This is a genomic window from Neobacillus sp. CF12 (assembly GCF_030348765.1).
Taxonomy (GTDB): domain Bacteria; phylum Bacillota; class Bacilli; order Bacillales; family Cytobacillaceae; genus Neobacillus.
Genome location: NZ_JAUCEU010000007.1, coordinates 4,418,144 through 4,435,000, shown reverse-complemented (window position 1 = coordinate 4,435,000; position 16,857 = coordinate 4,418,144). Strand labels below are relative to the sequence as shown.

Genomic DNA, 16,857 nt, shown 5'->3' with positions numbered 1-16,857 from the left:
CTTTCGCGCCTCAGCGTCAGTTACAGACCAGAAAGCCGCCTTCGCCACTGGTGTTCCTCCACATCTCTACGCATTTCACCGCTACACGTGGAATTCCGCTTTCCTCTTCTGTACTCAAGTCCCCCAGTTTCCAATGACCCTCCACGGTTGAGCCGTGGGCTTTCACATCAGACTTAAAGGACCGCCTGCGCGCGCTTTACGCCCAATAATTCCGGACAACGCTTGCCACCTACGTATTACCGCGGCTGCTGGCACGTAGTTAGCCGTGGCTTTCTGGTTAGGTACCGTCAAGGTACCGGCAGTTACTCCGATACTTGTTCTTCCCTAACAACAGAGCTTTACGACCCGAAGGCCTTCATCGCTCACGCGGCGTTGCTCCGTCAGACTTTCGTCCATTGCGGAAGATTCCCTACTGCTGCCTCCCGTAGGAGTCTGGGCCGTGTCTCAGTCCCAGTGTGGCCGATCACCCTCTCAGGTCGGCTACGCATCGTCGCCTTGGTGAGCCATTACCTCACCAACTAGCTAATGCGCCGCGGGCCCATCTGTAAGTGTCAGCGTAAACCGACTTTCAGCTTTTCCACATGAGAGGAAAAGGATTATCCGGTATTAGCTCCGGTTTCCCGAAGTTATCCCAGTCTTACAGGCAGGTTGCCCACGTGTTACTCACCCGTCCGCCGCTAACCTTCAGGAGCAAGCTCCTGAAGATTCGCTCGACTTGCATGTATTAGGCACGCCGCCAGCGTTCGTCCTGAGCCAGGATCAAACTCTCCAAGAAAGTTGATATAGCTCATTTGTTACGTTGGCTTAACTTTTATAAAAAGCTAAAAAATTGTTTGTTGACGTTCTTGTTTGTTTAGTTTTCAAAGAGCAATTTAACAATTGTCTTAAGCGACAGTGATACTATCATATCACGTTTCTATTATTATTTCAATATATTAATTTAACTTTTTTTCTTCTTACTTTTAACTAGAAAAGCTAGCGTTAAAAGCAACTCCCTTATAGTATCACCTTCGATTCACTAATGCAACAAAAAGTTTTCTTTTTTTCGAAATAACTTTTCTTCATAACATCTCTTAAGATAACAAGAAATATTCAGTTAAGTAATACCTTGAATTTTTAGCTGATGTAAGCAATCATCCTCTATGATGAGATTGTTACCTCCTTTCATTGAAGAGAATATCTATTATAATTAAATAAACAATTCGAGAATCATCCCGGAAATGAAAGTTTGTTAATTCGAGAGGAAGTATTTTATGATAACTGAAATATTCGCTACGCTTTTTGATGTAATTCTACCGCTCTCTATACCTGTCATAGCAGGAGTCTTGCTTAGTAGGTTTGGGAAGATGGAAATCAAGCCGCTTTTAAACTTTGCGTTATATTACTTAACTCCGTTCTTAATTTTTGATACGTTAATCGAGGCGAACCTGTCGCGTGAGGATGTCTATTTGACTCTTGCTTATTCGATGTTAAATTTACTATTACTTGCTTTTGCAGCCAATATTTTAGGGAAATCACTCAAACTGCCTGCCAACGATATAGCTGGATTAACCTTAATATCCTCATTCACTAATTCGGTCAACTACGGAATACCACTCACCTTGCTTGCTTTCGGACAGTTAGGGCTCGAAAAGGCATCCGTTTATATTGTCATGCAGATGGTCATGATGCACACACTAGGAATCTTCTTCGCAGCACGTTCTCATTTTACAATAAAAAGTGCGGTTAAATCAGTGTTTGCCCTGCCGGCTATTTACGCGGTATTACTAGCCTTGGTGTTACGTACATTTGACCTAATCCTGCCAAGCGGACTCTCCACCGGAGTTTCAATGATTGCAGAAGCCTACCCTCCCATTGTCTTAGCGGTACTTGGAGCACAAATGGCTAATGTAAAAACAGAGAGTATCACCAGGAATACAAGGATTACCTTTTGGTCTGGCATGGGTATGAGATTATTGATTGCTCCTCTCATTGCTTTATTATGTTTAAAACTGTTAAAAATAGAAGGCATTATGTTCTCAACTCTACTCGTATTATCGTGTATGCCCGTTGCCATCAACGCAGGCATTCTAGCAGAAAAGTTTGATGCCTCACCAAAGGTGTTAACCAAAACGATTCTGTGGACTACCCTATTGTCCTTTTTCGTAATGCCGATATTGATTGTTTTAGTAAAGTAGGTTCCAAGAGATATCTTTCGTTCCGTTTTGCCGGGCTTTAAGAAAAAACTATACCGCGATTGAAACTACAATGATACGTATTATAAATTGCCTTACTTCGATTGCCCCTTACTGAATAGAATCTGCATTCAATAAGGGATTTATATTTTTGGGCATTGGACTGTCTGAATGATACCTACATTCAGACAGATCCACTCTTTTTTCGCCTTCTCCTGTCCGAATGAGACTCCTCTATACAACCTACTCCAAAATCTTCGCTAGTTTTCTGCTTATCCATTTATTAACCAAACCATACAGTTTCTTTAGTAAATAAATGGCGATTAGAAAAACAAAGACAAAGTATTCAGGGATTTCCATTACTCGAAAAGGGCTTATGGCATTACGCCATGCGGTCTTCATTTCATATCCCAACATGAGGTCAATTCCGAAGGAACAACTTATTAATATTGTTAACATCGCGATTGTAATAAAGATTATTTTCATTCCATATCACCTATTTATATATGATTCCTCATTCTTTGTACGTAGCTTGCTGGTACTTTATAGAAAATGAGGAATACCTTTTCAATATTGGTGGAAAATAATAAAAAAGCAGGAAAGGTTTAGTGACGATGTCTCTATTTTCCCTATCCAAAAAAATAAAAAAATTAAAATTGCAAAAGAAACATGCTCAACCTAACGAAAAGTCATCTAAAGCAATTCATAGTTCTTTACAAGATCAAATACATTACATTAAAGAAAAAACAGGGAATAGCATTGATGTTGTCATCCGAAAATTACAGCTTGGGGATGGCAATGGACCTGATACAGCGGTTGTCTTTGTAGAAGGGATTGCCGATAGTAAGTCAATTAATGACTTTTTAATTGAATCCATTATGAATAATCGTCACGCTCACAACAGCCGGCCTATTTTTGAAATCCTTTTTGAAGAAGTAGTAGCCCTGGGGGATGTGAAGGAGATTACTGATTGGGACAACCTGTTCCTATCATTAATGTCTGGTGAGAGTATTATCCTCGTTGATGGTACACAAAAAGCACTTAGCGCCAGCACCAGAGGTGGAGAGCAGCGTTCTATTCAAGAACCTGGCAGCCAAGTTACGGTTCGGGGTCCGAGAGATGGGTTTACCGAATCCATCCGTACCAATACCGCGTTAATTCGGAGGCGTATTCAAAACCCCGATTTATGGCTGGAAAATATGAAAATCGGCAGCGTCACGAAAACTGATGTTTCCATTATGTATATAAAAGGCATTGCAAAGGATGAGATTGTAGAGGAAGTTCGGAATCGATTGAAGAGGATTGAAATTGACAGCATCCTTGAATCTGGTTACATTGAACAGCTTATTGAAGACCAGGCATCCACTACATTTCCAACCCTCTATCATACGGAAAGGCCAGATATGGTTGCCGGTAATCTCCTTGAAGGCAGGGTTGCGATTATTGTGAATGGTACGCCGTTTGTACTTATTGCACCGGCTGTTTTTATACAATTTTTCCAGTCGGTTGAAGATTATTATGGCCGTGCTGATATTGCAACCGCACTGAGATTCTTAAGGATTTTAATATTCTTTATTTCCATTATAGCGCCGGCTGCTTATATTGCGGTCACAACTTTTCACCAGGAGATGATACCAACTCAGCTGTTAATTGCCATCGCAGCCCAGAGGGAAACAGTCCCTTTTCCTGCGTTGGTCGAAGCATTGATTATGGAAGTAGCTTTTGAAATCCTCCGTGAAGCAGGAGTAAGGATGCCCAGAGCCGTAGGTTCAGCAATCTCAATCGTTGGTGCGCTGGTTATTGGTCAAGCGGCCGTACAAGCAGGTATTGTTTCCCCTGCCATGGTTATTATTGTTGCCATTACTGCAATAGCCAATTTTGCAACTCCTGCTTTTGCAGTGGCGATTTCTGCACGATTAATTCGCTTTGGATTTATGTTTGCTGCTGCAACCTTTGGCTTTTACGGGATCATTTTGGGGGTTATTATTTTAGCCGTACATTTATGCAGTCTTCGGTCTTTCGGGGTACCTTATTTAACCCCAATGGCTCCCCTTATCCCGGCTAACCTCGGCGATACAATCGTCCGTCTGCCATTATGGGCACAAAAAAAACGACCAAGACTTTTTAGCAGCAGTGATAAGGAGAATCGAGTAGGAGATAATCAGAAACCACAACCTCCTAAAAGCAGGGGGATGGTCAACTCTGTAGTAGAAGAAGGTGACCAGGATGAAAATTGAACGATTAAGGTTTTTCCTAATTTTTATCGTTAGTACTCTCCTTTTATCAGGGTGTTGGAGCAAAAAGGAATTAACCGACTTGGCTATTGTTGCTGCCCTTGGAATAGACAAGAATGAAGAAGGCAGATATGTTGGCACTTTGCAAATTATCAATCCAGGTAACGTTGCAGGCGGCATGCAAGGCGGCGGCGGGACTCAAGGACCTCCCGTTTCCATCGTAACGGGAACAGGAGATAGTATTGTGGAGTTAAGCAGAATGACATCCCGTAAATTGTCTAGAAGACTGTATTATGCGCATACAAATTTAGTTGTCATTAGTGAAGATCTTGCAAAAGAGGAATCCATCAGCAACATTCTTGACCCACTTGAAAGGGACGCGGAATTTCGGAATACAGCAAACATTGTGATCGCCCAGGGATCGAAGGCTTCCGACATTGTTAAAGTATTGACAGCAATTGATAAAATCCCATCCAATAAAATAATCAAAACGTTAAAATTTACTGAAAAGACGTGGGGAGAAAATATCTCTGTTACGATGCAAGATGCGATAAAGATACTTGTCTCGCCTGGTAAGGAACTAGTGGTTTCGGGATTTCGTGTAAGTGGAGATGTAAATAAAGGGAAAAAAATGGAGAGTACCCAGCAAACAGAACCCTCCTCCTTACTTTACGCAGGGAGTCTTGCGATATTTAAAAACGGGAAGTTAACACATTGGATTGATGGTGAGACAGCAAGAGGGTCTGTATTCCTCCTCGACAAATTAAATGCATCTGCAATTGGTGTAAAGTGGGATGGAAAAGACGAGGCTATATTATATGAATTAATCAGACAAAAAACAAAGGTAATAGCAAAAATGGAAAAAGGAAAGCCCCGCGTTTCAATCGAAGTTCAGGCGGAGGGTAATATTGGTGAGGCTAGAGTACCCATAGATCTTATTAATCCTGATGTTCTTTTAAAATTAGAAAAAGAATTAGAAAAGGAAATTAAAAAAGAGATTTCTATGGCTGTGAAACAGGCCCAAAAAAATAAATCCGATATATTTGGTTTCGGAGATGCACTTCATCGAACAAACCCTAAGGAATGGGAAAAAATGGCCTCTAAATGGCATGATGTTTATTTTCCAGAAGTAAAAATAGATATAGTAGTTGATGCCTTTATTCGTCGGTCAGGATTACGTAACAACCCCCACCATGTTAATAAGTAATAATCAAAAAGGATGAAAAGGATGTGACAAAAGCGTGGAAAAGGCAAAAATAAGCTTATACCAGCTTTTTGTCCTAATCTTGTTATTTGAACTAGGCAGCGCCATTTTGGTACCTCTAGCAATTGATGCCAAACAGGATGCCTGGCTTGCCATTTTCTTCGGAATGTCAGGAGGGCTATTCTTATTCTGGGTAAATTACCGTTTATTTCTTTATTATCCAGACCTAGTCCCCCCGGAATATATGCAAAAGTTGCTTGGAAAAATAGTGGGTACATTCCTTGCCTTTTGTTATATTATTTTTTTTATGTATACCGCAGCCAGGGTACTTCGCGATTTTGGAGAGATGCTCCTAACCTTTGCCTATCTCGAAACTCCCTTATTTATCGTAAATGCCTTATTAATGCTGGTTATTATTTATGCTGTTAGCAAAGGTATTGAGGTTGTGGCAAGAACGGGAGAATTATTTTTTGTCTCTATCTATTTTCTTGCTATTACTGGTTTTATTCTGATTATCTTTTCTGGGCTCATTGATATGAATAATTTAAAACCTATACTAGAGGATGGCATTTTTCCTATAGCCAAAGTAGTTTTCACACAAACCTTATATTTTCCATTCGGTGAAGCCATTGTCTTTTCAATGATTTTCCCCTATATAACAAAAAGAAAAAGTGTGAAAAAAATAGGTTTATTTGCAATTATGCTGAGCGGAATTAATCTTGCCATCACCATGGCGATTAACATTGGTGTATTGGGTGTTGACCTTGCATCCCGCTCGCAATTTCCGCTTTTAAGTACCATTCAAAGCATACAAGTGGCAGAATTTCTTGAACGTCTTGATGTTTTTTTCATGATATCTATGGTCATCTGTATCTTTTTTAAGGTAAGCATATATTTTTATGCAGCCGTTGCAAGTACCGCAGTTATATTCAAGATAAAAGAACCTTCAATGTTAACATATCCAATGGGGATGGTTATTTTGTTCATGTCTGTTACAATCGCAAGCAGCTATGCTGAGCATTTAAAGGAAGGGTTGGAATTTGTTACACACTATTTGCACCCTTTCTTCATTATTCTTATTCCCTTACTGCTCTTAGGGATCGCCTTTTTAAAAAATCGAAAAAAGGTGAGTCATCCATAACACATAAAGGACAAGGAGCCGAGGCCCCCTTGTCCTTTTTTCAATCATATTGTGTGTACCATAAGAAGCCTTATCCTTGATATACCTTTATCTGGTTTCTTCCATTATCCTTAGCCTGGTATAAAGCCCTATCAGCTTCCATGATTAATGCAGCTGGTTGATGGTTATTCGTAACCACCATCGTGGAAATACCAATACTAAGGGTTACACATTCACTAACGGAAGATCCCTTATGTGGGATTTGTGCGTTCTTAACCGCTTCCTGTACTAAGTGGGCTGCCTCAACAGCTTGGGCAACATTTTGCCCAGGAAGTAACACAACAAACTCCTCTCCTCCATATCTAGCTGCCAAACCATCAGGTTCTAGAGGCAGGTCCTTAAAGATGTCCCCAATTTTTTGAAGACAAAAATCTCCAGCCTGGTGGCCATACAAGTCATTGAATGCTTTAAAGAAATCAATATCAACTAGCAGGAGGGATAGAGGTTCCGAATAAGAGATTAACTGGTCCCACGCTTTCTCTAATGTGTCATCAAAGCAACGGCGGTTAGCTATTCCCGTTAACCCGTCGACCATCGAAAGCTTCTGTAATAGTTGATTGGCCTCCTGAAGCTTTTGTTCAGCCTTTTTATCTTCTGTCACATCACGATAAATCCATAGATAGCCATCAAATCGACCAGCCTCCTCCATTGGAACCGCATCCATTTCTACCATTCGACCGTCCTTCAGATGAACTTTTTCGGCACGACATAGTTGATGACTCTCGGCAGGCACCCATTCAATTACAAAAAAGAAGGATAAGAGCTGATATTTAAAACTCAGCTCTTATCTCTACTATTTTTTCGAGTTATCATGCTTTACAATAATCTGTTTGGTTTGGATAACAGAATTTCCGGCATCATCCCATGCCTTATAGGTTACAGTATAAATTCTGTCCCCACTTCCACTTCTTTCTGCTCTTAGCAGAAAATCAGTATCAATGGTTCCAAGTTCTGTTCCCTGGATATCTTGAACTGTATTCCCGTCACCTTTTCCATTATCAAGTTGATTACTTTCGATTGAAACTAATTCAATCCTGTTAATCCCTGAAAGGTTGTCCGCACCATCAACCAATGCTTTAATTGGAATGAGCGCATGGTTTGGATTGGTTAGGACACTCATGTTAAAAGCAACATTCAATATTGGAGCACTTTTATCAATTTTCACTGTGACAGATTGAACATCTTCAATGTTACCTAAGCGATCTGTACTCTTGTACTGAACCACATTTTCCCCTTCAGCACTTACCTCAAATGACCCTTCGTAAGTTTTCCAATTACCATCATTCAATCTATACTCTGTTTTTGCTACACCAGATCTATCATCTTTAGCATTCAGAGTAACATTCACATTCTGGTTATACCAGCCATTCCGGTCTTGTCCTGAAAGGACTGCCTCTGTAACCGGCGCCTTGGTATCATCACCTGAGCGGTATAAATAGAAATCGTCTAATGTTCCCCATGCACCAGCATTTGCCTTGATACTTGCTCCAATCGTAATCGTTCCATCAAGAACAAGAATCTCATCAACGTGAGGATTACTCCAATTCACCCAGCCGTTTACAGAAGTATCAGCCTTTAATTCTCCCTCACTTGTTTTTGCAAACAAGTACATTTCTGGGTTTGCCGCATCTCCACCTTGCAGGAACATTGAAAGGTTGTAATAACCTGGTTCTAAGCCTGTGATGGTTTGCTCTACTTTGAAATTCACACCTTTATCTGAGTAAAAATGGAAAGCATATTCACCCGATTTCGCATCAGCAGCTTTTTTCTGGAACGAAGTATGTGGTTGGCTTCCATTTGCATAACTAACCTTCCACATCGACCGATCACTATTTTCAAATCCAGCATTTATCACATAATTTTTAGCATTAATGGTAAGGTGTGCTTTTACAACTACCCCACCTTCCACAACTCCTTCAATTACGTATGTTCCAACACCACCGCTGATTGCTTGTTCAAGTGCCGCAGCATCCCATTTAACAGGAGTCGATCCTTTTGTTCTATTGTTATACGTAACAGTAACCGTTTCAGGTAAAGTAATATCTTCGCCTAGAATCGCACTAACTGTAATATCTTTAATTTCGTCGATTTTTAACGGGGCAACAGATCCAGTATCGACATAGTTAAACACGTTTAATGAAGATAATGGTTTACCATTGAAATCAAACAAAGCTTGGTTGTCTACCGCACTTCCGCCATACCACACACCTGCATCATGTGCATCATATGTTCCAGCGTAGCTTGTTGCCCAACCAGAACCATCCTTTTCCCAAATTGCTTTATTTTGCTCTAATTGATTTGCTGGACCAACTGGAAGCCAAGCTGGTTCCCAATAAAATACACCAATTCCTGCTTCGCCAACATTTGCAACCGCTTGAATTACATCTCTTACAGCGGTCGCTTGACCCTGAACGGTAATTGGGTAATTTAATGTCTGACCAGAATCTTTTGGTGCTGTATTTCCGTGTCCATCTCCATCTTCAGCTGTATACGCATAAGAGGTTTCAGCGACCATTACTTTTTTGCCATACGTATCGGCAACATTTTTAAGAACAGTCGTTAAATTGCCTAATGTACCATGCCAGAATGGATAATAAGAGCTCGCAAATACATCATAGTCGACGTTATTATCAGCAAGAGTTTTAGCATAGTTAGCATATCTTCCTGCTGACTCAGGATTAGTAAAATGTAAGGCTACTAAGATATCAGGATCAATCGCTCTAACTGCTTTACTTCCTTCATTAAATAAAGCACTCATATTTGTCCAATTTTTTTCTCCTGCCATTGCCCCGTTTGTTTCATTCCCAACTTGAACCATACCAATTTCAATCCCTGCATCCTTCATGGCTTGCAGGCTGTCTTTTGTATATTTATATAAAGCTAGCTTCTTATCTTCAAAACTTAATTTTGCCCAAGCCTTAGGTGCTTGCTGTTTAGCTGGGTCAGCCCAGAAATCAGAGTAATGGAAGTCCACCAACAGCTTCATTCCATTTTCTGTTGCTCTTTTTCCAATTTCAATCGCGGTTGCTAAATCATTGTTTCCACCGCCATAACCATTTCCGGCAGCGTCAAATGGATCGTTCCAGACACGGACACGGACATAATTAACGCCTGAATCCGCTAACGTTTTAAAAATATCTTGTTCAGCACCAGATTCATTTTTAAATTTCACACCGCTCTTTTCTAAAGAAATGATACTTGAAACATCGACACCTTTAATAAAATCCTCGCTGATACCATCTACTCTTTCTACAAAAATATCGGCTTCAACAGGATCAGGAACACTTGCTTTTAGCATAGTTAAGTTAAAGCTATCTAAATAACCCCAAGCTTTTGGTGCGCCACTGACTATTGCACCCAGTTCAAAATTTGAAACTTCTTTTGTTACTTCAAATTTCAATGTGACCATTCCCCATGCATTGTAACCTGTAGTAGTTACTGCATTTATTGATTCATTCCCTGCAAATAGCTTTACAGAAGCTGACTCTCCACCTGCTCCCCCCATGGATTTAACAGATAGTTCGTAGCTTCCAGCAGGGAGTGTATTTACAGTCTGTTTTACCGTAAAAGTCTGGTTTGTGCCTGCTGTATCTTTGATCCAATACTTAAAAGCATGCGTTCCTGCATCAGGAGTCATCCATTTATCAGCAGAATAGGCAAAATGCAAAATATCTACCTTATCCCAATTAATGGAATCAACGCTCCAGGATTTATCAGCCCAAAAATCCGACTCAAATCCACCATTCACCAAAGAAGGTGCAGTTGCTGCCACTCCGGGTTTGATGTTGACAAATAATGAACTAAACACCATTAAAAACGCTAAAAACATTGCTAAAATCCGACCACTTTTCCCCATTCTCCCATCACCTTTACAATAATTTTTTGTGGATTGTAATGCGTGTATATGAAATGTGTTAATCCCTCGGTAAGCGCTTCCTATTAATCTAGTAAAATCACTGAATTTAAAACTTTCATTCTATTTAATAGAATGATTAGTCCCAATTCAGTGATACGTATAAGCGGGGATTAGTCTACCCCACCCAGTTTGATTGATTATTTCCTTCTCTCAAGTACCCGTACTTCATATTTCTCTAAAGTAAGTTCCCCGCTGATTTCTTCGCCAGTTATCAGATCAACTACCTGTGCTTCGATGGTAATTGGCTGCTGTTCTTCGGTGAAGTTCATGACGAATACGTAGTCACTTTCTTCGGCTTGTCTAACTTGAACGGAAACGCCTTGTTCGTGTTTTACCGCAAAGACTGGTTGCAGTGACAAGTCATTGATCAATTCTTGATAGAAGTCACGTTGGAATTGATCTTCTAAGCGGCCGCCGATATAGTAGGCTTTTCCACCTTGATAATCATGACTTGTTACGGCTGGTGTACCACTATAGAAATCATCCTCATAGGTAGCTTCAACCTTTGCTGTCCCCACCTTAATGACTGTTGCGTAATCTTTTAACTCATAAGATTGATTGCGATACGTCGCTGAATTCCGGTCAGAAGGATAGTACGTGTCTGTTTCCACTGGGTTGATTCCAAAAACTTCTTGCAGGTCCTTGTGCCATCCACCCAAGTAGGTTAGATCATGTTCGTTAACAATGCCGCTGATATAAGTCGTAACTAACGTGCCTCCGCCGGCTACGAATTCCTTCAAACGCGCGATCGTTTCTTCACTTACTAAATACAGCATTGGGATAATCAATAATTTATAAGAAGAAAAATCTTGTTCTTTCGTTATGACATCAACTGGAATATCCTGTTCCCAGAATGCACGGTAATGCTGCACCAATGTTTGCGGATAACGCTTCGTCTGCAAGCCATATCCTTGTGCATCATTAAGCGCCCAATTGCTTTCCCAATCATAAAGAATCGCAACATCAGCTGGACGGTTCGTCCCAACAACATTCCCTAGTTTTTCAAGCGTTCCCCCGACTTCAGCCACTTCTTGGAACACGCGATTTTCTGAACTATTGTCATGATCAACAACCGCACCATGGAATTTTTCCGAAGAACCGCGGGATTTCCGCCACTGGAAGTACAGAATACTATCCGAACCATGTGCCACCATTTGCATCGAAGCCAACTTGTGCATTCCAGGTCGTTTTGCTTTATTTACTGGATGCCAGTTCACCATACTTGGAGTAGACTCCATTAACAAGAATGGCTGTTGTTTTAAGCAGCGATAAAGATCATCAATAAAGCCCACTCTCATCGCTAAATCTGCTGTACTCTCCCAATCATTATGCCAAGCAGGATATGCATCCCAGCTAATGACATCAAGATGTTTCGCAAATTTGCTATAATCAAGCGCTTGGAACGGGATTAACTCATGCGTATCCGCCATAAAATTCGTGGTAATCGGAATTTCTGGAGTTAATTCTCGAATTGGAACGATTTCATTTTCATAGAAATCTATCGTTTGGTCCGTAACAAAACGGCGCCAATCTAGATTTAAACCGTGAACCATGTTTTCTCCAATCGAAGAAGGTGATTCAATCTGAGACCAATCGGTAAACGTATGGCTCCAGAAAGGACCCCACCAGGCATCGTTCAAGGATTTTAAATCGTTATTGTATTTCGCTTTCAACCATCCTCTAAATGCATCCTGGCAATAATTGCAATGACATTCGCCGCCATACTCATTCGAAATATGCCACATAAGTAGTGCAGGATGATTACCATAGCGCTCAGCTAATAAACGGTTAATCTTCTGTGTTTTTTCACGGTAAACAGGTGATGTGAAACAGTGATTATGACGACCGCCATGCAGTTGCTTCACTCGAGCCCCATTCACACGCAAAACCTCAGGGTATTTTTGTGACATCCAAGCAGGTCTAGCACCGCTTGGAGTCGCTAATATAACACGGCCGCCAATACTGTGTATATTGTTTAAAATTTCATCCAGCCATTCGAAATGATAGACCCCTTCTTCTGGCTCAAGTGCGGCCCAAGCAAAAATTCCGACCGAGAATGTATTTGTATGAGCAAGTTGCATTAATTTAATATCATCTTCTAGTATATCTGGACGGTCTAACCATTGATCCGGATTATAGTCTCCGCCATGAAGCATAAAGTCAGCCTTCGTCACGTAAGTTTTTTCATGTTTAGACATAGTAATCTCCTTCTAACAACTAAAGATTCCTTCTTAGAGCAAATTTCTTGTTACCTTTAGAGTTTTGTTTTTAAGACATATTGTTAAGGACAAATCTTCTTCCTCTGCCCTGAGATTTGTCTTTTATCAGGACTCTTAAAGACAAATCTTCTTCCTCTGCCCTGAGATTTGTCCTTCATCAGGACTCTTAAGGACAAATCTTCTTCCTCTGCCCTGAGATTTGTCCTTCATCAGGACTCTTAAGGACAAATCTTCTTCCTTTGCCCTGAGATTTGTCCTTCATCAGGGTTCTTAAGGACAAATCTTCTTCCTTTCCCTTGAGATTTGTCCTTCATCAGGGTTTTTAAGGACAAATCTTCTTCCTTCCCCTTGAGATTTGTCCTTCATCAGGGTTTTTAAGGACAAATCTCCTTCCTCTACCCTGAGATTTGTCTTTTAGCCTTTCGTTCCGCCTGCGGTTAAACCAGATACAAACTGCTTTTGCAGCAACAAGAAAGTAACCGCAATCGGAATACTAATCAAGATCGCACCAGCTGCAAAGGTTGTATAACTTGCACCCATAACATCGTTCACCAATTTATATAATCCAATCGGTAAAGTGAAAGCTTCAGGTGTTCGTAAAATAACCGATGATAATACGAAATCACCTAGCGGACCTGTAAATCCATTCATCGCCACAACCGCCAACATCGGTCTTGATAATGGCAAAATAATTTGCCAAAAAATCCGAGTGTTGCTTGCACCATCAATCTTGGCACTTTCATCAAGGTCCATCGGAATCGAATCCATATAGCCCTTCATTAAATACGTATTCATCGGAATTTGTCCGCCAATATAAAGGAGGATTAATAACCAGTGGCTATTCATCATTCCTAAGATTTGCGCTAAGACAAACAGCGCGATTAACGCCGCAAATTGCGGAATCATTTGAAGTAACAGGAACAACATTAACGCATTTTTTCTCCCTTTAAAGCGAAAACGTGAAAAAGCATACGCTGTAAACGACACGGTAATCATCGCCCCCAGCATCGTAAACACACTTATTTTCAACGAGTTTAAATACCAGTTGCCATATTGCAAACTCTCTTTTCCGGCAAACAACTCTTTATAATGATCCAGGGTTGGGTTTTCCGGAATAATCGACGTACTGATTAAACTATTACCAGGGTTAAAACTTGCCCCTACTGTCCAAAGCAAAGGGTACACAATCAGCACGGTCATAAAAAGTAAGAAGGCATAGGTAAAAAAGAGACGTAATAAGCGATTGGTTTTCATAGTTGTCTGCATTTTTTAAGCCCCCTCTTTAAACGAATTTGTCCGTCTGAATTGCCATAAAGCGATCCCAACGACAAAGATCGATAATAGAATCGTTAAAGCAGCTGCCAATGAGTACTGACTGGATTGCATGGTCAACTTATAAATCCATGAAACTAAGATGTCTGTACCGCCAGCCGTTGATCCAGCCACAGCAGGACCGCCGCCATTGAAAAGATAAATAATATTGAAGTTATTAAAGTTAAAGGTAAACTGCGTAATGATAATCGGTGCCATCGCAATGAAAATCATCGGCAGCGTAATATTCTTAAATTTAGCAAAAATAGATGCTCCATCAATTGTTGCTGCTTCATATAAATCCTCTGGAATCGATTGAAGAACACCCGTTGTTACGATAAAGATATACGGGAAACCGAGCCATCCCTGCATGAGAATCAGTGCTACCCTCGACCACATTTCATCCGTCATCCACGGAATCGGATCGATACCGAAAAACGCTAAAATATCATTATTTACGGCGCCAAAGCTATCATTAAATAGTCCAGCAAAAATTAAAATGGTTACAAACCCCGGTACCGCCCATGGTAAAACCAAAATGGTACGAAAGAATCTCTTAAAGCGAACTTCCTTTTGATTCACCACAATGGCGATAAAAATACCAAGACTCACTTGTAGGGTTGACGCTACAACGGTCCAAATGACCGTCCATGCTAAAACATCAAAAAATGTTGCCCGCCAAATATCAACGGTAAAAATTTCAGCAAAAGTCTCTAAACCAACCCAATCTGCTAAGTTTGCAGGAGGCGAATGGTATAAATCATAATTCGTAAATGCCAAAGCAAAACTGAACAAGATTGGAAAAATAACTGCAAAAATCAATAGAAATAAGGAGGGACCACTAACCAAGTAAGGATACCCTTGAGCAATCAAATTTTGATATTCACTCTTTAATGAAGTTACCGGATAATCTTCATCACGTAATTTTCCATTCGTATAAGCGTCTCTTAAATTCCAATAATAAATCCCTAGACCAAAAGCCGTTACAATTAACGCAATAATCCCTTCTGCTAAAAGGAAAATGGAGTTATCACGAGGCACTTCTTCTCCTAGTGTTAGAAGACCCCAGAATCCCATATTAAGTAGATCTCCAAATGCTACAATAAACGAAGCTGCAAGAATGAGGAAGATAAGACCCTTTATCCATTGCTTATTATAAAATTGGCCTAATCCTGGTACGATGGATAATAGTGGGGCTATTGTTCGATGCTGCACTTTCTTCACCTCTTTATATAGATGACCTTTTTATCGGCTCTAATTGTCGTATTTATACAATAAATGGTGTCAAACATTGTTACCGTTTGACACCATTATGCTCATTTCTGATTATTTACCACTGTGTTTTGCTTCTATTTGACCTTCGATTGTTTCTACTGCTTGATCTAATGCTGCTTTTGGTTCTGCTTTACCTGTTGCAATTGTTTGTAATGCAGAGTCAGCAGGTGCCCAAACTTCATTCATTTGTGGAATGTTTGGCATTAATACAGAGAATTTAGATTGCTCAGCAACAGCCTTTGCCACTGCGCTTTCAGTAACAACTGGATCGTTCGCTAAAGCAGCAACAGCTGGAACTTCTTGTGTAATTTCATATCTCTTTTTAGAGTTTTCTTCATTGGCAATAAACTCAACAAACTTTTCAGCTAACTCTGGGTTCTTAGAGTATGAGCTTACGTTGTAGCTTTTCACACCAACGAACGCGCTCATGTTTTTACCATTACCAAGTGCTGGTAATTTTTGTACACCCCAATTTACTCCCGCTTTTGTAAACGGTTCAACATTCCATGGACCAGAAATAATCGCAGTTGCTTTTCCTTCTGTAAATAAGGACTCAATTACACTGATACCTTGCTCCCCAATAATACCCGCTGGGAATAAACCTTCTTTATAGAACTTTTGAATATATTTCGCACCTTCAACGGCACCTTCATTGTTAATTCCGATATCTTTTGGATCATAAGTGCCGGCATCATCTTGACCAAAGATGTAACCACCATAACCGCTTAACACACTGTTTGCATAATAAATTTGATCAAATAGTGCTAAGAATCCAAACTTCTTCCCATCAGCAACACCTTTTGAATACTCATACCATTCATCAAGTGTTTCTGGTAATTGATCTTCAGAAATTAGATCTTTATTGTAATAAAGCATCGTAGTTTCAACTGCTTTTGGTAAGCCGTAAACTTTACCTTCTACCTTTTGCGCATTCATCGCTGCTTCTGTATAAATCTCTTGAGTTGCATTATCAACATCAAGTTCTTTAATTAATCCTTCAGTAACAGCTGTACCAATTTGGTCACTTGGCATTGTTAAAACGTCTGGGCCTGTCCCAGCTGGACCATCTAAACGTAAGTCTTCAATTTGTTTTGTATATTGTTTTTCTACCATTGTGATCTTTACATCATTTTCTTCTTCAAACTTGGCGATGGCGTCTTTAATACCTTCACCTTTCATAATATCTTCCCAAACAACTAATTCTTTCGGCTTATCAGCGTCTTTTGTGTCTCCGCCTTCTTTCGCGTCATCCTGTGGACCACAGGCAACTAAAGATAAACTTAAAGCAATACCACTCATAAGACCAAAGTATTTTTTAAACTTCTTCATGGATGTACATCCTTT

General features: G+C 40.3%; 11 protein-coding genes and 1 rRNA gene (1 of these 12 running past the window's edge). 4 read left to right on the top strand and 8 right to left on the bottom strand.

Annotation, left to right across the window (positions count from 1 at the left end; all coding sequences use genetic code 11):
- Positions 1-775: ribosomal RNA gene (locus QUG14_RS21015) — 16S ribosomal RNA — on the bottom strand; it reaches 775 nt to the left of the window's first position.
- Positions 776-1,253: 478 nt separating this feature from the next.
- Between QUG14_RS21015 and QUG14_RS21010 the strand changes: the two genes are divergently transcribed.
- Entirely contained in the window at positions 1,254-2,177 is a 924-nt protein-coding gene (locus QUG14_RS21010; RefSeq protein WP_289342383.1) for an AEC family transporter, read from the top strand.
- 240 nt (positions 2,178-2,417) lie between these two features.
- On the opposite strand, the gene QUG14_RS21005 is transcribed toward QUG14_RS21010, so the two are convergent.
- The gene (locus QUG14_RS21005; protein WP_289342382.1) at positions 2,418-2,660 is read right to left on the bottom strand and encodes a YczF family membrane protein; all 243 of its coding nucleotides are present in this window, start codon (positions 2,658-2,660) and stop codon (positions 2,418-2,420) included.
- Positions 2,661-2,788: 128 nt separating this feature from the next.
- Between QUG14_RS21005 and QUG14_RS21000 the strand changes: the two genes are divergently transcribed.
- Genes QUG14_RS21000 through QUG14_RS20990 form a run of 3 tightly spaced genes read left to right on the top strand, consistent with a single transcriptional unit; the run spans position 2,789 to position 6,753 of the window.
- Positions 2,789-4,411 carry a spore germination protein gene (locus QUG14_RS21000; RefSeq protein WP_289344202.1) on the top strand — a complete coding sequence of 541 codons (1,623 nt, stop codon included), beginning with the start codon at positions 2,789-2,791 and terminating at the stop codon, positions 4,409-4,411.
- Positions 4,401-5,615, top strand: coding sequence for a Ger(x)C family spore germination protein (locus QUG14_RS20995; RefSeq protein WP_289342381.1), 1,215 nt, complete (start codon positions 4,401-4,403; stop codon positions 5,613-5,615). Before QUG14_RS21000 ends, QUG14_RS20995 begins: the two co-directional genes overlap by 11 nt.
- A 34-nt stretch (positions 5,616-5,649) precedes the next feature.
- The gene (locus QUG14_RS20990) at positions 5,650-6,753 is read left to right on the top strand and encodes a GerAB/ArcD/ProY family transporter (RefSeq protein ID WP_289342380.1); all 1,104 of its coding nucleotides are present in this window, start codon (positions 5,650-5,652) and stop codon (positions 6,751-6,753) included.
- Positions 6,754-6,823: 70 nt separating this feature from the next.
- On the opposite strand, the gene QUG14_RS20985 is transcribed toward QUG14_RS20990, so the two are convergent.
- From QUG14_RS20985 to ganS, 6 genes are all read right to left on the bottom strand, one after another.
- Positions 6,824-7,465 carry a diguanylate cyclase gene (locus QUG14_RS20985; RefSeq protein ID WP_289342379.1) on the bottom strand — a complete coding sequence of 214 codons (642 nt, stop codon included), beginning with the start codon at positions 7,463-7,465 and terminating at the stop codon, positions 6,824-6,826.
- 120 nt (positions 7,466-7,585) lie between these two features.
- The gene (locus QUG14_RS20980; protein ID WP_289342378.1) at positions 7,586-10,648 is read right to left on the bottom strand and encodes a glycosyl hydrolase 53 family protein; all 3,063 of its coding nucleotides are present in this window, start codon (positions 10,646-10,648) and stop codon (positions 7,586-7,588) included.
- A gap of 197 nt (positions 10,649-10,845) precedes the next feature.
- The gene (locus QUG14_RS20975) at positions 10,846-12,906 is read right to left on the bottom strand and encodes a beta-galactosidase GanA (protein ID WP_289342377.1); all 2,061 of its coding nucleotides are present in this window, start codon (positions 12,904-12,906) and stop codon (positions 10,846-10,848) included.
- A gap of 435 nt (positions 12,907-13,341) precedes the next feature.
- Complete coding sequence (ganQ, locus tag QUG14_RS20970) at positions 13,342-14,193, bottom strand: galactooligosaccharide ABC transporter permease GanQ (RefSeq protein ID WP_289342376.1); 852 nt, start codon at positions 14,191-14,193, stop codon at positions 13,342-13,344.
- Between the two features lie 3 nt (positions 14,194-14,196).
- Positions 14,197-15,453, bottom strand: a complete 1,257-nt coding sequence (ganP, locus tag QUG14_RS20965) for a galactooligosaccharide ABC transporter permease GanP (protein WP_289342374.1) — start codon at positions 15,451-15,453, stop codon at positions 14,197-14,199.
- A gap of 111 nt (positions 15,454-15,564) precedes the next feature.
- Positions 15,565-16,842 (bottom strand): galactooligosaccharide ABC transporter substrate-binding protein GanS, encoded by a 1,278-nt coding sequence (gene ganS, locus QUG14_RS20960; protein WP_289342373.1) that lies wholly within the window; start codon positions 16,840-16,842, stop codon positions 15,565-15,567.
- Positions 16,843-16,857: the final 15 nt, after the last annotated feature.